This is a genomic window from Pseudomonas sp. BIOMIG1BAC (assembly GCF_001705995.2).
In the GTDB taxonomy this organism is placed as follows: domain Bacteria; phylum Pseudomonadota; class Gammaproteobacteria; order Pseudomonadales; family Pseudomonadaceae; genus Aquipseudomonas; species Aquipseudomonas sessilinigenes.
In genome coordinates this window covers 6724813-6743108 of sequence record NZ_CP049045.1, presented here as the reverse complement: position 1 = coordinate 6743108, position 18296 = coordinate 6724813, and the positions used below count along the sequence as shown (strand labels likewise).

Annotated in this window: 18 protein-coding genes; 6 read left to right on the top strand and 12 right to left on the bottom strand. The window is 59.8% G+C overall.

Annotated elements, in window-relative coordinates; translation table 11 throughout:
- Positions 1-38: 38 nt before the first annotated feature.
- Positions 39-1214 carry an EAL domain-containing protein gene (locus ATY02_RS31340; RefSeq protein WP_068575536.1) on the bottom strand — a complete coding sequence of 392 codons (1176 nt, stop codon included), beginning with the start codon at positions 1212-1214 and terminating at the stop codon, positions 39-41.
- 378 nt (positions 1215-1592) lie between these two features.
- Here ATY02_RS31340 and ATY02_RS31335 point away from each other — a divergent pair, with 378 nt between their 5' ends.
- Complete coding sequence (locus tag ATY02_RS31335) at positions 1593-2222, top strand: response regulator transcription factor (protein WP_068575535.1); 630 nt, start codon at positions 1593-1595, stop codon at positions 2220-2222.
- A gap of 505 nt (positions 2223-2727) precedes the next feature.
- Here ATY02_RS31335 and ATY02_RS31330 read toward each other — a convergent pair.
- The 3 genes from ATY02_RS31330 to ATY02_RS31320 form a co-directional block, all read right to left on the bottom strand.
- Positions 2728-4026, bottom strand: coding sequence for an NAD(P)/FAD-dependent oxidoreductase (locus ATY02_RS31330; RefSeq protein ID WP_068575534.1), 1299 nt, complete (start codon positions 4024-4026; stop codon positions 2728-2730).
- A gap of 60 nt (positions 4027-4086) precedes the next feature.
- On the bottom strand, positions 4087-4260 hold the full coding sequence (locus ATY02_RS31325) for a DUF3094 family protein (RefSeq protein WP_068575533.1): 174 nt from the start codon (positions 4258-4260) through the stop codon (positions 4087-4089).
- 187 nt (positions 4261-4447) lie between these two features.
- Positions 4448-5077, bottom strand: a complete 630-nt coding sequence (locus ATY02_RS31320) for a DUF1780 domain-containing protein (protein ID WP_068575532.1) — start codon at positions 5075-5077, stop codon at positions 4448-4450.
- A gap of 152 nt (positions 5078-5229) precedes the next feature.
- Between ATY02_RS31320 and ATY02_RS31315 the strand changes: the two genes are divergently transcribed.
- The 3 genes from ATY02_RS31315 (at position 5230) to ATY02_RS31305 (ending at position 6662) form a co-directional block, all read left to right on the top strand.
- Entirely contained in the window at positions 5230-5697 is a 468-nt protein-coding gene (locus ATY02_RS31315; protein ID WP_068575531.1) for a hypothetical protein, read from the top strand.
- Positions 5694-6383: an energy-coupling factor ABC transporter permease gene (locus ATY02_RS31310; protein WP_068575530.1), complete on the top strand. Its 690-nt coding sequence runs from the start codon at positions 5694-5696 to the stop codon at positions 6381-6383. The genes ATY02_RS31315 and ATY02_RS31310 overlap by 4 nt, the downstream gene beginning before the upstream one ends.
- Before the next feature lie 63 nt (positions 6384-6446).
- A complete protein-coding gene (locus ATY02_RS31305; RefSeq protein ID WP_022641062.1) occupies positions 6447-6662 on the top strand; it encodes a hypothetical protein in 216 nt (71 codons plus the stop codon).
- Positions 6663-6679: 17 nt separating this feature from the next.
- Here ATY02_RS31305 and yacG read toward each other — a convergent pair whose 3' ends face one another.
- From yacG to ATY02_RS31285, 4 genes are read right to left on the bottom strand one after another with little or no spacing between them, the layout of a single operon-like run.
- Positions 6680-6883 (bottom strand): DNA gyrase inhibitor YacG, encoded by a 204-nt coding sequence (gene yacG / locus ATY02_RS31300; RefSeq protein ID WP_068575529.1) that lies wholly within the window; start codon positions 6881-6883, stop codon positions 6680-6682.
- Positions 6880-7503: a dephospho-CoA kinase gene (gene coaE / locus ATY02_RS31295; protein ID WP_068575528.1), complete on the bottom strand. Its 624-nt coding sequence runs from the start codon at positions 7501-7503 to the stop codon at positions 6880-6882. The genes yacG and coaE overlap by 4 nt, the downstream gene beginning before the upstream one ends.
- A complete protein-coding gene (locus ATY02_RS31290) occupies positions 7500-8372 on the bottom strand; it encodes a prepilin peptidase (protein ID WP_068575527.1) in 873 nt (290 codons plus the stop codon). Before ATY02_RS31290 ends, coaE begins: the two co-directional genes overlap by 4 nt.
- Positions 8373-8374: 2 nt before the next feature.
- On the bottom strand, positions 8375-9592 hold the full coding sequence (locus ATY02_RS31285; RefSeq protein WP_068575526.1) for a type II secretion system F family protein: 1218 nt from the start codon (positions 9590-9592) through the stop codon (positions 8375-8377).
- Positions 9593-9866: 274 nt separating this feature from the next.
- Here ATY02_RS31285 and ATY02_RS31280 point away from each other — a divergent pair, with 274 nt between their 5' ends.
- Positions 9867-10283: a pilin gene (locus ATY02_RS31280; RefSeq protein ID WP_068575525.1), complete on the top strand. Its 417-nt coding sequence runs from the start codon at positions 9867-9869 to the stop codon at positions 10281-10283.
- A 216-nt stretch (positions 10284-10499) separates the two neighbouring features.
- On the top strand, positions 10500-10856 hold the full coding sequence (locus ATY02_RS31275) for a BON domain-containing protein (protein WP_068575524.1): 357 nt from the start codon (positions 10500-10502) through the stop codon (positions 10854-10856).
- Between the two features lie 200 nt (positions 10857-11056).
- Here ATY02_RS31275 and ATY02_RS31270 read toward each other — a convergent pair whose 3' ends face one another.
- The 4 genes from ATY02_RS31270 to acs form a co-directional block, all read right to left on the bottom strand.
- Positions 11057-13975, bottom strand: a complete 2919-nt coding sequence (locus ATY02_RS31270) for a DUF748 domain-containing protein (protein ID WP_068575523.1) — start codon at positions 13973-13975, stop codon at positions 11057-11059.
- Between the two features lie 104 nt (positions 13976-14079).
- On the bottom strand, positions 14080-15096 hold the full coding sequence (locus ATY02_RS31265) for a class I SAM-dependent rRNA methyltransferase (RefSeq protein ID WP_068575522.1): 1017 nt from the start codon (positions 15094-15096) through the stop codon (positions 14080-14082).
- Positions 15097-15434: 338 nt separating this feature from the next.
- Positions 15435-16301 carry an oxygenase MpaB family protein gene (locus ATY02_RS31260; protein ID WP_068575521.1) on the bottom strand — a complete coding sequence of 289 codons (867 nt, stop codon included), beginning with the start codon at positions 16299-16301 and terminating at the stop codon, positions 15435-15437.
- Positions 16302-16354: 53 nt separating this feature from the next.
- Positions 16355-18292 (bottom strand): acetate--CoA ligase, encoded by a 1938-nt coding sequence (acs, locus tag ATY02_RS31255; protein WP_068575520.1) that lies wholly within the window; start codon positions 18290-18292, stop codon positions 16355-16357.
- Positions 18293-18296: the final 4 nt, after the last annotated feature.

Sequence of the window (18296 nt, the reverse complement as noted above, 5' to 3'; positions counted from 1 at the left end):
TGGATTGTCATCTGTCAGTGAGCCATCGAGGTGATGGACTAGCGTGTGCAATAGGCTGTGAAGTGCTTTTCAGGCATCGGGCGAGCGAAGAGAAATCCCTGGGCGGCGTGACAACCCAGTTCTTGCAGGCGCCTGCGTTGCTCGGGAGTTTCGACGCCCTCGATGATCAGGGACATACCCAGGGAGCGGGCAAGGGTCACTGTGTAACTAATGATTGCGCTGCTTCTGGGGTGGTGCTTCATTTTGCGGACGAAGCTGCCATTCAGCTTGATCTGGCTGAAGGGTATTTCGCAAAGGCGCTCCAAGGATGCGTAGCCGGCTCCGAAATCATCCATGGCCAGGCCGCACCCCATCACGCGCAGGCGCACCAGATTCTCCAGGCTGATGGCAGGGACGCTTGCCATGCCGGTTTCGTTGATTTCAAAGGTGAGGCTGCTGGAGGGCACCTTGAATAGCGCAGCCATCGACGCGATGGAGTCGGTCAGGTTCAGGGATGCGAGCTGCAATGGATGCAGGTTGAATGAAAAGTTCAGGGGCTTGCCTTGTTGAGCCAGGGTGTGGCGTAGAGCCAGGCCGAGCTCGAAGGATGGCCAGAACAGCCGGTCCAGCAGGCTGTTCTGTTCCATGACATGCAGGAAGTACGAGGGCGGGAGCACACCCAGTTGCGGGTGATTCCAGCGGACCAGGGCTTCCACGCCCAGCAGCGAGGTATCGGCGAGCGCCACCGTGGGCTGGTAGTAGGGTTCGAATTCGCCATTGTCCAACCCGCGAACGATGTCGGATAGCGTTGGCAACTCGAATCTGGTCAAGAGTGTGAATGGGTTTTGGCGCCACCTCTGATGACGCGCCAGCAGCGTGATAAGGCGCTCGAGGCTGAAAGGCTTTCCCAGATCGCCGAGGAAATTCAAGCCCAGGCGCTTGATCATTGTTATGGCGGCTTGTCGCAGAATGGGTTCAAGCTGGCTGCACAGGATAACGGAGTGCAGCTTGCCGTTTTGGCTGGCCTGGCGCAGGAACGCCAGACCGTCCATCTCTGACATTTTCAGGTCGCATATGGCAATGTCCATTTTCTCGCTGGCGTTCAACAGGTCCAGGGCCTCATTGCCGTTGCCCGCTTCATGGACGTGTCCAGGCATGACTTTCCTCAATGCCAGGGTGATGACCAGGCGCTGCAAGGGGTCGTCCTCCAGAACCAGAATATTCAGATTTTGCATGACCGGCTCGAGTTATTAATTGATGCCTATCTTGCTTAAGGTCATGGAGTTGAAGCTATTGGGCATATTCCTAGGTGTTGTATGAATTTTCCTGGAGAGCAATCGGACCTCCCAGATTCCTCCTGTGGGCCGCATTTGCCACTTGTGTCAGCGATGGTTTACCCGGAACCTGAGTTTGCGCAGTAGCGTGGCTGTGTGGTTTGTGAATTTCATCCAGTTTGGTTGGCGAGATGATTATCGCGTTTTCATGTGCGCTGTACTCATGAAGTCGATACCGCATGTGGCGATAAAAGTTGCATCTTGTCTGGGTGCGATAAAGTATATTTTCCGAGCGGTCATGGCTGGCCGAAAGTCGAGTTCTTAAGGTGAAGTGAAAATATGCATAGCGTATTGATAGTTGATGACCACCCTGTTGTTCGGCTTGCTGTCAAGGTGTTGTTGGAAAAGAACAACATGCAGGTGGTCGCCGAAACAGATAATGGCTTGGATGCTTTGGAGTTGGTTCGCGAGCATGTACCGGATGTGGTGATTCTCGATATCGGCATTCCCAAGCTGGATGGTCTCAAGGTGCTTTCACGTATCAAGGCTCTCGGTTTGCCTACCGAGGTGCTGGTACTCACTTCGCAATCTGTTGAGAGCTTCTGCAGGCGCTGTATCCAACTGGGCGCTAGGGGGTTTGTCAACAAGGAAGAAGACCTGGGCAATCTAGTCGTGGCCCTGAACGCAGTCCTGGCTGGATACACCTTTTATCCATCCCTGGCCCAGGATGTTTCAGCCTCTACGACAGAGCAGCGTACTGAGTCCGAACAGATCGGCTCGCTGACTGACAGGGAGATGATTGTGTTGCAGCACCTGGCCAAGGGGTATTCGAACAAGGCCATTGGTGAGAAGCTGTTTTTGAGCAACAAGACTGTCAGTACCTACAAGACTCGCCTTTTGCAGAAGCTGGGTTTGGGCTCACAAGTAAGCTTGGCGGAATTCGCCAAGCGTAACGCATTGATTCCCTGAATTGATTGTTCGCGGTTAGTCATTTCCAATGGCTGGCCGCTGTTTGTTCGAGTTGCCAGTTTCTATTTCTGAAACTTCTGGATTCATTTGAGCCGAACCCTGAAGGACTATCGGTCATTGAACCGTTGGATCGAAATTTTCTCCCGTATTTACGATGGTGAGGGGTATGGGAGCGATATTGAAACTTTGCAGAATTCTGGCAGTTGGAGGCACGTCGTTATTCGAGGTGGCTTGCGTGTAATACAGTTGCAAGTGTGATTAGTTTGATTTTCAACTGCCAACTCAGTTGGAGGGAAATAGGCGGTGTTGCCAGATTCGGCACGGCAGCGTCTGCGCTAACGTTTCCCCTGAAGTTGTCTTGAGATTTCCCGCGCTTTTTGTGGTTGGTTATCGCTTGCTGCCAGTGCCTGATCGAAAATGGGTGTCTGGCAACCGTAGGGCAGATGTTGTTGCATAACCAAACACCCTACTACCTGAGGTAGTGGGTGTTTGGCGGATCGCGGGTTTAGTGCAACTTCAAACGTGGGTCCGTACTACGCCCGATTCGACTACCGAGCATCATCATCGCTGTACGAAATACTCCGTAGAGCGCCGCCTGGTGCATGCGATAGAGCGAGATGTAGAACATCCGCGCCAACCAGCCTTCAAGCATCACACTACCGGTGAGGTTGCCCATCAGGTTGCCTACTGCGGAGAATCGCGACAGGGAGATCAGTGAGCCGTAGTCGGTGTACTTGTAGGTTGGCAGTTCCTTGCCTTCGATATGCAGCTTCAATGACTTGGCCAGTAACGATGCCTGCTGGTGCGCGGCTTGCGCCCTTGGCGGTACGTTGCGGTCGCTACCTGGCTGTGGGCAGGCGGCGCAATCGCCGAAGGCAAAGATGTTCGTGTCGCGTGTGGTCTGCAAGGTCGGCAGTACTTGAAGCTGATTGATACGATTGGTTTCCAGGCCATCAATATCCTTGAGGAAGCCAGGCGCACGGATACCCGCAGCCCAAACCTTGAGGCTGGCGGGAATGACCTGGTTGTCCGCGGTGATCAGGTTTTCGGCCGTCACCTCACTGACTGAGGCGTTGGTCATGACGCGTACCCCGAGTTTTTCCAGGGTCTTGTGCACGGGGCCGCTGATGCGTTCTGGCAATGCTGGTAGTACCCGCGGCCCGGCTTCGATCACAGTGATGTGCATGTTTTCCGGGCGGATACGGTCCAGCCCATAGGCTGCCAGTTCGTGGGCTGCATTGTGCAGCTCCGCCGCCAGTTCGACGCCGGTAGCTCCGGCTCCGACGATCGCCACGCTGATCTGCTCCAACTCCTGGGTCTGCCCAGCATGGGCTCGCAGATAGTGGTTGAGCAGTTGCTGGTGAAAACGCTCGGCCTGTTTACGGGTGTCGAGAAACAGGCAGTGCTGGGCAGCACCTTGGGTTCCAAAGTCGTTGGTGGTACTGCCAACGGCCAGGACCAGGGTGTCATAGTCGAGTTCGCGAGCAGGCAACAGCTCCGCACCTTCTTCGTCGTAGGTGGCGGCCAACTGGATCTTTTTTTGTTGACGATCAAGTCCGCTCATGCGCCCCAGCTGGAACTCGAAGTGGTTCCATTTTGCTTGGGCAACATAGTTGAGTTCGTCTACGGAGGAGTTCAGCGAACCGGCTGCCACTTCGTGAAGCAGTGGTTTCCAGATGTGGGTCAGATTGGCGTCCACCAGGGTCACACTGGCGGTGCCGCGTTTGCCCAGGGTCTTACCCAGGCGGGTCGCCAACTCCAGGCCGCCGGCGCCGCCGCCAACGATGACAATACGATGAGTCATGGGGATATCTCGCAAGGCTAAAAGAAATCGGGACAGTCGACCGAGCGAGCGCGATGCAGCTCATAGCGTCAGGTAACTGATAAGACGGCTCAACAGACCGAGGGCCACGGTCACCACGACTACCACCACGAGGAGCATCCACGGCCGAAAGGGCCGGCGCTCGACTCGGTGCTGGGGTAGTTGCAGATAATCTTCGACATGGCGTTGGTCGTCGGGGTTCAGGCGGCTGCTCATAAAAGGCCTCGTCAGGTAGACGTCGCAACATGCGGGAACGTTACAGCTCAGTGTAATCCGACATAAACAGGAGCATTACCGCTGTTGCGTCGGGTTTAAGGGAAAACCCGGCGCGGGCAGGCATGAGGGCTTTTTTACCATCGCCGTGAGGATTACGCCATGCCCACCGAAGGCGGATTGACGAGTCTCATAAACTGATACCAACGTCGAAAACGATGCTGCGTCCCAGGTTGCTGCGCAGGAACTCAGGAGCATCCGGATGAGCGAACAGAACTCGGGCAAAGGTCGGTCCCACCAGGGACAGGGAGCGCCAGCCCTGGCGCAGGTACTCGGTGGGTGGTGGAAAATGGCTGTTGAGATCCAGCACCTCACGCTTAAGGGCGGCAAAGGCAATGATATCCAGCTCTCCCAGGTTCATTCCGCGTTCCTGGTAGTTGTGGGCCTTCTTGCGCAGCGTTGGCGCCAGGCGTAGCAACAACTCATTGGCAGGGATGCGCTTGGGCTTGGCCTCGCGCCTTACCAACTGGCTCAGGGAAAAAGCGCTGCGTCGGCGTTGCAGCTCGTCACGCCATTCATCATTGAGCCGGCGCCCCTCATCAAGGACGAAGAACACTTCGAAGCTGGCCTCGCGAAACAGCACATCCGGTGGTTCCTGTCCGGCAGCGCTGAACTCGTCATTGCGATAGGGAATGTTCAGGCCTTGCAACAGGCGCTGGCAGACCCAACGCTCACGCTCCCATTTGCGGGCATTGGACAGGAACGCATTGGCTTGCTCGGCCTGGATGGTAAGCAGGCGCAAGAAATCTGAGTCATCCATCACCCAAGCTTAGCGCCCAATTGTGACCTTAAGAACCAGGGCACAGGAAAAAGCTCAGCCTGACATTGCCAGCTGTTCGCAGGCTTTGGCTGGAGCCTGCCCAGGGGCGGTGTAGACTGTTTTGCGTCTAATCGATCAATAAGGAGTGTGCAGTGAAACGCTGGTCAATTCTGTTGCTGAGCCTGTTGCCGTTATGGGCCAACGCCCTGGAAGTGGGAGAGCGGTTGGCGCCCTGGACCCTGTTGGATCAGTTCGATGAGGCCTATAGCCTAGACTCCCAGGCTCGTGTGTTGCTGGTGGCGCGCAGCATGGAGGCGGCCAAGCTGGTGAATGCCGCACTCAAGGATAAACCCAAGGATTATCTGCAGGAGCGCCAAGGTGTTTTCGTCGCGGATATCCAGCGCATGCCGGCATTGATTGCCAAGATGTTCGCGGTTCCGGCCATGCGTGACTATCCCTACCGGGTGATGCTCGATCGCGACGGGCGAGTAGCCCCGCGCTATGTCGCAGCCGAAGACAAGGTGTTGTGGCTGCAATTGCAGGACGGACGCTTGGTGGCACGCCAGGAGTACGCCACTGCCGAGCAACTGGCTGCGGCGCTGGAACAAGCCAGGCCATGATCAGTTCGGCACTGTTGGCGCCGCAGACGCTGATGCTGGGTTGGCTGCTGTATGTGCCGCTGCTGGCCTGGGCGGTATGGCGTGCGCCCTGGGTCGAATTGTTTAGCGACAGTCGCCGCCAGCACTTGTTATTCGGCACTGTGTTCGCCTTGTTCCTGCTATGGCTGGTTCGGCGGGATTTCGATACCGGGGTGTCCTATCACTTCATTGGCATGACAGCGGTGACCCTGCTGCTGGACTGGCCGTTGGCGGTAGTCGGTGGCTTGATCGCGCAATTGGGATTGCTGGTCTTGGGACGCCAGGACCTGCCAGCCCTGGGAGTCAATGGTGCGCTGTTGATCTTGCTGCCGGTGGCGGTGACTGAAACCTGCGCCTGGCTGGTGGAGAGGGCGCAGCCACGTAATCTTTTCGTCTATATCTTCTGTTCCGGTTTTTTTGCTGCGGCGCTGTCAGCGCTGCTATGCCTGCTTTGCGCATTGGGCATCCTCTGGTTCGACGAACGCTTCGCCATGCCCGAATGGCTTGAGGATTTCATTGGTTACCTGTGGTTGATCATCTTTCCGGAGGCATTCATCAACGGCATGGTGGTCAGCGCCCTGGTGGTGTTCTGCCCCGAATGGCTGGAGACGTTCAACCGTACTCGCTACCTCTCGGCACCCTGGAAGGACGAGGACCCGCGCCCTTGATCCATATCAATTCCGGGCTTCGGGCCGCGCTGCATGCTCGGCAAAAATTCCAGGAGTGCGGTCATGAGTGTCTATCAGTGGGCCCGGCAGGAAGTGCGCGACAGCCTGCAAAATGCCTTGCAGGAAGGGTTCGAGCCGGGTTTGAGCCTGCGGGCCCTGCTTAGCGCGGTGGTGCAGCAGAGCAAGAATGTGCGCAGTATCGAGGACCTGGCGGATGAGTTGCAGTTCCTCGCGGAAAACCTCGACGACGATCAGGACTACAGCTTCATGCGGCCCTGATCGATCTATCGGCGGACTCAGTGGGCCCGGGGCGGCAGTTCCTCGGAGAACAGCTCGTCCTCGGCGTCCGGGCTCACCGGGATCTTGTGTTCCTCGGCCGCCCACGCGCCCAGGTCGATCAATTTGCAACGGTCGGAGCAGAACGGCCGGTTGACGTTGGCCGCGGTCCATTCCACGGGGGCGCCACAGGTTGGGCATTCGACGGTCAGGGGTTGGCTCATGGCTGGCCTCCACGCAAAGTTAAGTAAAAGTGATGCAGGCGTTCGACCTCGCTGTTCAACCAGGCCCGGTCGCGGTCGTTGACCAGTACATCATCGGCATGCCGTAGCCGTTCTTCACGGCTGGCCTGGGCCTTCAGGATCGCCTGGACCTGCTGTTCGCTGACCTGGTCACGCAGCAGGGTACGTTCGACCTGTAATTGCTGTGGTGCATCGATCACCAGGATGCGCTGGGTCATCCGGGCCTGACCGGACTCCACCAGTAAAGGCGATACCAGGATCGCGTAGGGTGATTCGGCACGGGCCAGGTGGCTGGCGATCTCCTCGGCGATCAGCGGGTGCAGCAGGGCCTCCAGCCAGCGGCGCTGTTCCGGCTCTTCGAAGATCAGCTTGCGCAGGGCCGCGCGGTCCAACTGGCCGTCGGCTTGTAATACGCCGTCACCAAAGTGCTGGGCGATCTGGCCCAGGGCAGGGCGCCCAGGCTCCACCACCCAGCGGGCGGCGTGATCGGCGTCGATCACATGGATGCCCAGGTCGATGAAGTGCTGGGCGGCGGCGCTCTTGCCGCTGCCGATACCGCCGGTAAGGCCAAGGGTCCAGGGGGGGTTCACGGAGCGAGTCATTGGAAACCGACAAACTGCAAATAGAAGTCGGTTATTTGACCACCCCAGAGCAAGGCAATCCAGCCGGCAATCGCCAGAAATGGGCCAAAGGGGATAGGCGTCGAGCCTTTGGCCTGGCGCAAGCGCAATATGAGGGTGCCCAGCAGCGCCCCGGTCAGGGAGGCCAGAAGCAGGGTCAGCGGCAGGATCTGCCAACCGCCCCAGGCACCCAGCAGCGCCAGCAGCTTGAAATCACCATGGCCCAGGCCATCCTTGCCGGTCAGCAGCTTGAACAGCCAGAACACCGACCACAGGAACAAGTAGCCGATCACCGCGCCCCACAGGGCATTCTCAAGGTCTGTGAAGATACCGAAGCTGTTGACGATCAGTCCCAGCCACAGCAACGGCAGTACCAGAACATCCGGTAGCAACTGATGGTCGGCGTCGATCAGGCTCATGGCCAGCAAGCCCCAGCTCAGAAGCAGCATCAAGCCGGCTGGCCAGCCAAAACCGAAATGCCAGGCTACGAACGCCGAGAGCAGGCCGCAAGCCAGTTCGGTCAGGGGATAGCGCAGGCTGATGCTGGTTTGGCAATGGGCGCAGCGGCCACGCAGCCACAGATAGCTGATCAGCGGAACATTCTGCCAGGGACGGATAGGTGTTCCGCAGCTGGGGCAATGGGAATGGGGCAACAGCAGGTTATAGGGAGCGATTTCAGGCTCCGCAGGTAGCCCCAGGATTTCATGGGCTTGGGCCCGCCAGTCACGCTCGAGCATCTGTGGCAGACGCCAGACCAGTACATTGAGAAAACTGCCGACGATCAGCCCCAGCAGTAGGCCGGTCATTACGAATACCAGGGGATAAAGGCTAAGGACTTCAGGCAAGGACATGTTCAGATCGCTGTACCGAGTTGAAAAATGGGCAAGTACATCGCCAGTACCAAGGCTGCGACGATACTGCCCAGGATCACCATGATCAAAGGCTCCATGAGGCTGGTCAGGCTGTCCACCAGGTTATCCACCTCGGTTTCATAATGCGCCGCTACCTTTTCCAATAAATGATCCAGGGTTCCGGATTCTTCACCGATGGCGGTCATCTGGATCGCCATGTCAGGGAAAACACCGCTGGCACGCATGGCGAAATTCAGTTGCATGCCACCTTCGACCTGGAGGCGGATACGCTCCATCGCGCGTCGATGAATGTGGTTGCCGCTGGCACCAGCGACGGACTCCAGGGCTTGAACCAGGGGGACTCCCGCAGCGAAGGTGGTGGCCAGGGTACGGGCCATGCGCGCCACGGCAGACTTGTGCAGCAAGGCGCCACCCAGGGGCAAGCGCAACAACCCTGCATCCAGATGATCGCGTAGACGTGCAGAACGACGATAGAGCAGGCGTCCACCTAGCCCGAGTCCCAGGCAGGCTGCCAGCGAGGTTCCACCGTGTTGCTGCAGGAAATATGAAAGACCGATGACCTTCTGGGTCAGCCAGGGCAGTTCGGCATTGAAGCCGGCGAACAGACTCTGGAATTGCGGAACCACTTTGAGCAGCAGGATGCTGCTGACTATGAGCGCGACGCCGATCACTGCCAGGGGGTAGACCATGGCCTTCTTCAGGCGGGCCTTGAGACGCTCGCTTTTTTCCTGGTAGGTGGCGATCCGCTCCAGCAGTGTATCCAGGGCCCCTGCCTGCTCGCCGGCCTCCACCAGGTTGCAGTACAACGGGTCGAAGTGTTGTGGGTGTTTGCGCAGCGCGTTGGCCAGGTTGGAGCCGGCCTCGATATCGTGCTTGAGTTGTCCCAGGAGCTGGCGGATCAACGGTTGGCCGAAGCTATCGGCAATGATTTCCAGGGACTGCAGCAGCGGTACGCCAGCCTGGAACAGCGTTGCCAATTGGCGGGTGAGCAAAGCGATGTCCCGTGATTTTACCCGCGCTCCCAAACGCAGCCCGTACCGAGGTTTGCGGCGGACCCTGGTTGGGATGATGCCCTGCTTGCGTAGGCGAGCCCCAACCAGGGCCGGGTTCGCGGCACTCAGTTCGCCGCTCATGACATGACCCCGGCTATCGGTACCTTGCCAGAGGTACACGCTGGTCCTGGAAGCTTTTACCGCCATGGTTCGATCCCTGATAAGACGGTGGATTTCGTTGCGAACTACCGCACAGGCAGATGCCTTCCTGCCCTTTCAAGCCTAGCTCCCGGAGCCCTGACGGATAACGACAGAGGCTGACGAAATTTGTCAGTTAGTGCGACTTCTTGCAGCGAAGGCCTTGGACCTCTGCCCTGTAGAGCCTGGATTGCGGGGTGAGGCATCTGGCACAGGGCGTGCTTTGGGTCTGATGGCCCTTGCGGCTTTTCTTGCAATTTCTGTTCATGCCAGGAGGCAATCCATGAAACGACAGTCCGGCTTTACCCTGATCGAATTGCTAGTGGTGGTCGCCATTATCGGCATCCTTGCGATGGTGGCGATGCCGCTTTACGCCAAGTACCAGGCCAGGGCCAAGGTAGTCGCTGCGCTGGCGGAGGCCTCGGCGCTGAAAGCGGGCGTCGAGGACCTGCTTGCGCAGGGCACCGATCCGACCTTGGCGCTGGCCGGTGGTATTGCACAGACATCCAATTGCCGGATGAGCGCTGCGGGCACGGCAGCCACTGGAGAAGGGAGCATCGCCTGCACGATCCTCAATGCCCCGGGGCCAGTGCTGGACAAGAGCCTGACCCTGAGGCGTTCGGCGGCAACCGGTTGGAGCTGCATCACCACGGTGGAGGCGGACTATGCTCCCAAAGGCTGTAGTGCGGATGAGGCCTGAATGGCTGGCGGCTGGCCGCCAGGAACTCGCAACTTGCATGCAGAGATGCGCGTCATCATGCATTTTGCATGAGTCCGAATTTTTGTGTTTTTTATAAGATATTGATTTATATGGATATTTTGTTTGATTGGGAGTTGGCACAGCGCCTGCAATATCCCTGATAACCCTGTTGCCAGGACACGGCGCAGGCTTCCCAGAAGAACAGGAGTTACTCGTATGAAGAAGTTCGCTATCGCTGCTGCAACCGCTACCGCTCTGACCCTGACTATGGCCAACGCAGCTTTTGCACAGCCCACCCAAAGCACCCAGTCGCCCATGGTCGTGGCTGCCGGTGAAGTGACCAAGGCCAAAGAGGCCACCTCCGACACCTGGATCACCACCAAGGTGAAAAGCGATCTGGTCACCGAGAAAGGCATTCCCGGCACTGATATCAAGGTCGAAACCAACAAGGGCGTCGTGTCCCTGTCGTCCACCGTGGCCATCACCGAGTCGCAAAAGGCCACAGCGGTGGCGATCACCAAGAAGATCAAAGGCGTGAAGGCGGTCTCCGCCGATGGCTTGAAGGCTGAATAAGCCGACAGGTTCTTGCCTGGACAGGGAGAGGTAGCGGCAGGCTGGTGCCTGCCACTACTTTCAAGGGTTCATGCGAAGATCACAGGGATGTGATCATTACAGGCCCCGGCACTTGGTGTCGGGGCCTGTTCTATTGAGTGGCGGATATCAACGCCTGATGAGCAAGGGTGCCGGTCAGAGGGGACAGCTCCGCCCCAGGATCATTCGCTGTCCAGATGCATAGGGGTAATCACATTGCCGTTGCTTTCTGCCTGGCCCAGGTTGGCGTCGATGAAGTAGACCCGGTCGTCAGCCAACTGGCCCTTTTCCACCAGGAAGTCCTTGATGCTGCTGGCTCGTTCCTGGCCCAGCTGACGCAACAGCACCTCGCTGGCGCCCCAGTACTTGATCAAGCCTTCACGCAGCTTGGCGCTACGCTCGTCACGACTGAGCTGATTCCATTCCGCAGGTGGCTGTTGTTTCAGGCGGGTGCGATAGATGCCCTCGAGCAATGGGGCTTTCTCGCCTTCGGGCACCTGCAGCAGCGAGGCTTGGGCAGGGACCTTGTCACCGCGACGCTGGAGGATCTTGTAGTAGTTGTACTGGTATTCGCGCTCCAGGCGTTGTTCGGCAATCAACGGGCCGTCGCTGCTCTGGGCGCTGGTACCTTCGATCTCCAGGCGCAGGGTCGGGCGCTCCTGGAGCGCCTTGGCCAGATTGGTCAGTGACGATTCGGATTCCTTGCTCAGTTCGCTGGAGCCTGGGGTGAAACTCACGCTACCCAGGTCTTCCGACCCTCCACCACTGATCAGGCCTCCAATGAACTTGAACGGTGCCTGGGCCGCGCGCAGCACCAGGTTGCGCAAGGTTTGCCAGACAATCGGCATGACGCTGAACTGCGGGTTGTTCAGGTCGCCCGAGATCGGCAGCTCGATGGAAATCTTGCCGTCGGTGTCCTTGAGCAGGGCCACCGCCAGGCGAATTGGCAGGTCCACGGCGTCCGGACTGTCGACCTTTTCCCCCAACTGCAGTTGTTCGACCACCAGTTTGTTCTCGGCCTTGAGCTGGCCCTTGGTGATCATGTAGTGCAGGTCGAGGTTGAGCCGTCCCTTGCGAATGCGAAAGCCTGCGAACTTGCCGGAATAGGGCGTCAGGGTCGTCAGTTCCACCCGCTTGAAGCTGGTGGCGATATCCAGGGCCGACATCGGATCGAAAGGGTTGACGCTGCCCTTGATGGTCACTGGCGCATAGCGATCGACCTTGCCCTTGACGTCCACATCCGCAGGCTTGGCCTGGCGACTGTCGATGGTGCCGATCCGGCCGTTGAGCTGCTGGACGGCTGTGGCGAAGTTGGGCGTCAGGGTCAGGTCGGCGAAGTTGGCCGAGCCGTCGTTGATGGCGATTTCACCGATGTGGATGCCCAGGGGCTTGCTCGAGCTGGCCGCTGGTTTGGCCGAGGATTTGCTGGCGCTGCCCGCCGGTTGAGGGATCAGCAGGTCGTCGACGTTGGTGGTGCGGTCATCGTTGATGATAAAGCGCGCATAGGGCTGCATCAGGTTGATGCGGCTGATGCTCAGGCTGTCGCCATGCTGGTAGTTCAGGCCTTCCACCACCACCTGCTTCCACTTCACGAAGTCGCGGGTCTTGAGAGTGTCCAGAGTGTGCAGTTGATCCACGTTGGCCCGGCCGGTGATGCTGAAGGCCAGCGGTTCGACCTTCTTCAGGTCGACCGCCAGATCGCTGCCGAGCATGCCGCTACGCAGCTCCAGGCGAATGAATGGGCTGATGTAGGACTGGGCGACGCGCAGGTCGATGTCCTTGGTCTGTACCTTGAGTTTGGCGCTGATGGGGTTGAGGTTGACCTCGCCGCTGGCATCGATCCGACCCTGTTTGCCCAGGCCGGTATCGAGCTTGAGGGTGAAGGGCGACTGGTTGAGGCTGTCGAAGTTCTTCAGGTCCAGGTTCAGCGGTCCCACTTCCAGGGCGACCGCCGGCTTGACCTGGCGGTCGGCCAGGTGCACCTGGTAGTTGCGCAATTGCACGTCCTTGAGCAGGACCTGCCAGGGCTTGCTCGGCGCCGTTGGCTCCTTGGGCGCTTCGGCGGTGGCGGGCTCATGCTTGGGGGCCGGTTTGGCGGGCTGGCTGGCGAACAGCTTTTGCCAATCCAGTTGGCCGTCGGCTTCGCGGGCGGCCCAGGTTTCAAGTTTCTGGCTGCTGATCTTGCCGACGACGACTTGCTGCTTGGCCAGGTCCACCGTGGTCTCGCTGACGTCCAGGCGCTCCAGTCGCGCCAGGGGACGGCCATCCGGCGCCTTGATGGCAAAGGGCGCGATGCTGATCGATGCCTTGTCCAGCAACAGCTCGGTGCCTTTGTCCAGGCTGAATTTGTAATGGGTGTCGAGGCTCACCTGGCCTTCTTCCAGCACCAGCGGCACGGCATCGCGAACGTAAGGCCACCAGGCTTTCATCTTGCCGTCGGTGACTTTCAAGGTGCCTTCGGACGCCAATGGGGTCACGCTGAAGTTACCGCTCCAGTCGATCTGCCCGCCATCAGGACCGGTCGCCACCAGGGTCATGTCGGCGCTGTCGTCAGGCAGGGTGCTGAGGTTCTTCAGCTCGAAGTCGAGCTTGTTGTAGAGGAACTCGATGGGCTCGCTGGGGCGCAAATCCTGAAAATGCACGTAGCCACCGGCCAGCTTGATGCGCTCGATACGGACGGGGAAGGGCTTGGCCTCAGGATCGCTGGGCGTGGGTTCGCTGGCCGGGAGCTTGAACAGGCCCAGGAGGTTGAGCTTGCCCTCCTTGTCGAAAAGGATCTCGGTCTTGGGCTGGTCCAGCTCCACATCCGCCAGGTGCAGGGCGCGAGTCCACAGGCTGTCCAGTTGCAGGTTGGCATAGAGGCGCTCGAAGGCCACTTGCTCTTTGCCCGGCTCGCCAATGCCCAGGCCCCAGACCGTCAGTTCAAGGCTGAAAGGGTTGAGTTCGATGCGTTGGATATGCGCAGGGGTCGTGGCGTAGTTGGCCAATTGTTGGTTGGCCACGCGCAGGGCGATACCCGGCAAAATGAAAAAGCCCAGCAGACTGTAAAGGGCGAGAGCGGTCAACAAGGCGCAGGTAGCGCGAATCAATCCTTTGGTCATGCGAGGCTTCATCTTTTGAATCAAATGTGCCTTGGAGTATGGCACGCGTTTACGGTTCCGAAACCAGTCCATTTTTCAGGATTGTTCAGATTTATGACATCGCTTCAGAGTTGCAGGACCAGGGTTTTCAACGGTGGATGGCCATCCAGGGAGGGGAAGTCCGAGGCGGGTGGCAGGACCTGGCAATCCCGCACCGGGCGCCCGGCTTTCTCGGCGCAGCGCAGAACTTGTTCGCGCCAGTCCTGCATCGAGACCTTGGCCAGGTTGTTACAGCAGATCAGTACGCCATCCTCGGCGGTGGCCAATAGCGCGGGTTTGAGCAGGCTTTGGTAATCGCGCAGCAGGTCGACGGTGCCAAAGGCGCTCTTGGCCCAGGCTGGGGGGTCCAGCAGCACCAGGTCGTACTGGCGTTGTTCCAGGCGTGGGTAGCTGGGCAGTTTCTGCCCACGTCGCTGGCTGATGGGCAGGCCTGCCAACTGGCGGATCGCCGGAAAATAATCTGACTGCACGAACTCCATCGATGGCAACTGTGGATTGAGCTGGGCGTTCTCCCGACCGACCGCCAGATTGCCTTCGGCGAAGTCCAGGTTGCAGACCTCGCGAGCGCCACCTGCGGCAGCGCAGAGCCCGACACCACAGGTATAGGCAAAGAGGTTGAGCACGCTCTTGCCGGCACTGTGGCGCTTGACCCAGCCCCGGGCATTGCGCAGGTCGAGGAACAGCAAGGGGTCCTGTCCGGTATGACGCCCGCGAACCCGATAGTTCAGGCCCCACTCATGGCCGACGAGATCTTCCAGCGCGGCGTCTTCGGCGCGGTACACCGAGTCTTCACGGGCGATACGCGAATTGCTCCGGGAGCGGTCGTTGTAGACCAGCAGGCTAGACAGTTCCAGGCGCTGGTCGACGATCTCATGCAGTTGCAGCAGGGCATCGCGTTCCAGTGGCTGGTGAAAGCTCTGGACCAGCAGTTGCGGGCCATATCGGTCGATGGTCAGGCCGCCGGCGCCTTCCTGGCTGCCATGGAACAGGCGATAGCAATCGGTGCCTTGCTGGTGCAGCTCGGCGAGCAGGTCTTGGCGATGATCGAGGGCGGCGCGCAGCGCCTGGTTCAAGGAAGACATGCGGGCGCCTTGCGAATGATTGGGCGGGGCAGTTTACCAGCTTCGTTTAGTGCTTGTAGGCGGTGCGCGCGGTGGTGGGCTTCTGTTGTCTGTAGGAGCGAGGCTTGCCCACGATAAATCTTCAACGAACACGCGCTGTGCCTGATGCACGGCGGTGTCATGACGTTTGTCTCGCGGGCAAGCCTCGCTCCTACGGATGTACGGGGTTAGCGCTCGATGGCCAGGCCTTTCCTGGCATCGCGCTAGAGCATTTCATGCAGCGGGGTCACCAATATCGGCAGCCCGAGGCGCCGATCGGGTGGGCGATGGCGCCGTCATTGACCTTGGCCGGTCGGTTTCTACAGGCCCATGCGCCGTCTAGCCCGGTGCGCGGAGCTGTCGCGTACTGCCCAGCGCAGCATCGGTGCGCTGCGTTTGATACTGGCGCGGATCAGCTGGCGCTGCAGGGGGAGCTGGTTGACGCCGAGCAGGGCACTGGCCCAGTCGGGCAACAGGTCGATTCCGGCCTGCATCATCAATGAGCCAAAGGGCTTGGCCAGCCGGCTGGGGGCTGGAGCGGCCAGCAGCAAGCGCAATACTTCGCGGCTGCGCTCGTCGCACAATAGTTGCGCACGCATGGCTTGCAGGTAGTCGGCCACGGCCCTGCGCGAGCGAGGCACATTCCGGGCGCCAAGGCGCTCGGCAATCAGGGCGACTTCATCGTAGTAGCGATCCTGGTCCGTTCCTGACAGATGCGGGTTGAGATAGCGCAGGTGGGCGGCGAGAAAGCTGCTGACTTCGGCAACGTGCACCCAGGTCAGCAGGTCAGGATCGCTGGCGGCATAAGCTCGCCCATCGGGTGCAGTGCCGGTGATATGCAAGTGGATACCGCGGACTTTATCGATCAACCATTCGGCGTCCTGGCGTGAGCCGAAGGTGGTTCCGGAAATGAACTGCCCGGTGCGCCGCAGGCGACCGATCAGGTCCTGGCGGAAGTTCGAATGGTCCCAGACCCCGGCCAGGGCCAGGGGATGCAACGCCTGCATCAGCAAGGCGCTGATACCGCCAATCAGCATGCTGCTGAAGTCGGCGTGTACTTGCCAGCAGACCGCGCCCGGGCCGAACAGGCCAGGGTCGCCCTTGGGGTTTTCCAGGTCGAGCTGGCCCAGGGACAGGCCGGAGAGGCTCATGACCTGGCTTTCGATACGGCTGCGAATGAATTCCATGGCGACTCGCTGCGGATAATGAAAAAGGCGGCGCGGCCGGGGCCGCTCCGGTTTCAGCTGTTCAGGCGTTTGTCGATCAGCCCATTCACCACGCCAGGGTCTGCCAGGGTTGAGGTATCGCCCAGGCTGTCCAGTTCGTTGCAGGCGATCTTGCGCAAGATACGTCGCATGATCTTGCCTGAGCGGGTCTTGGGCAATGCCGGTGCCCACTGGATCAGATCGGGCTTGGCAAAACTGCCGATTTCTCGACTGACCAGGGCGAGCAATTCCTGCTTCAACTGCTCGCCAGGCTCGACGCCTTGCATCGGGGTGACAAAGGCATAGATCCCCTGGCCCTTGAGGTCGTGGGGGTAACCTACCACCGCGGCTTCGGCAATGTCGTCGTGGAGTACCAGGGCGCTTTCCACTTCCGCGGTACCGATACGGTGTCCGGAGACGTTGATTACGTCATCGATGCGCCCGGTGATCCAGTAGCTGCCGTCTTCGTCGCGACGGGCGCCATCGCCGGTGAAGTAGTAGCCCGGATAGGGCGCGAAGTAAGTCTCGATCATGCGTTGCGGGTCGCCATAGACGGTACGGATCTGCCCCGGCCAACTGCCCTTGAGCACCATAATGCCGCTGCCGGCGCCCTGGATCTCCTGGCCTTGGTCGTCCAGTAACACCGGCTGCACGCCGAACATCGGTGCCATGGCACAGCCAGGCTTTATCAGCCGGGTGCTGGCCAGCGGGCTGAGCATGATGCCGCCGGTCTCGGTCTGCCACCAGGTATCGACGATCGGGCAGCGTTGTTCGCCCACAGCGTTGAAATACCATTCCCAGGCTTCAGGATTGATCGGTTCACCGACACTGCCGAGCAGGCGCAGGCTGGCGCGCGAGCTGTTGCGCAGCGGGCCGCTGCCTTCACGCATCAACGCGCGCAAGGCGGTGGGCGCGGTGTAGAAGATGTTCACCCGATGCTTGTCCACCACCTCCCAGAAGCGCGAAGTGCTGGGGTGGTTGGGTACCCCTTCGAAAATCAGCGTGGTGGCGCCGTTGGCCAATGGGCCGTAGAGAATGTAGCTGTGGCCGGTGACCCAGCCGACATCGGCGGTGCACCAGAAGACCTCGCCGTCGCGGTAGTCCATGACGTACTTGAAGGTCATGGCCACCTGCAGCAGGTAGCCGCCGGTGGTGTGCAGCACCCCCTTGGGTTTGCCGGTGCTGCCGGAGGTGTAGAGGATGAACAGCGGGTCCTCGGCGTCCATCGGCTCGGGCGCGCACTGGTCGCTGCTGGCGGCCATGGCCTGCTCATAATGGATGTCACGGCCGTCGACCCAACTCACTGCAGCGCCGGTGCGCTGCACCATGATCACGCTGCTGACGTCCGGGCAGTTGAGCAGGGCTTTGTCGACATTGCTTTTAAGCGGCACCAGCTTGCCGCCGCGCAGGCCTTCGTCAGCGGTGATCAGGGTGTGACAATCGGCGTTGAGGATCCGGTCGCGCAGGGCTTCCGGGGAGAAACCGCCGAACACCACCGAATGCACGGCACCGATGCGGGTGCAGGCGAGCATGGCGTAGGCGGCCTCGGGGATCATCGGCATGTAGATGCACACCCGGTCGCCTTTCTTCACGCCGCGGCTCTTGAGCAGGTTGGCCAGGCGGCAGACCTGTTGGTGCAAGGTGCGGTAGGTGATGCGCAGGGATTCGGCAGGGTCGTCGCCTTCCCAGATGATCGCGGCCTGGTCGCCGCGTGTCTCCAGGTGGCGATCGATGCAGTTGTAGCTGACATTGAGCTGGCCGCCGCGGAACCAGCTGGCCTGGCCAGTGTGGCTGTCATAGCGATGCACCTCGGCCCAGGGCTGGCTCCAGTGCAGGAAACGTTTGGCTTGCCCGGCCCAGAACAGTTCTGGCTGCTCGATGGACTGGCGATAGAGGTGGAGGTAGTCGTCCTGGCTCAGTTGGGCTGCCTGGCGGACGGCATCGGCTTTCGGAAAAATGCTGATATCGAACATGACG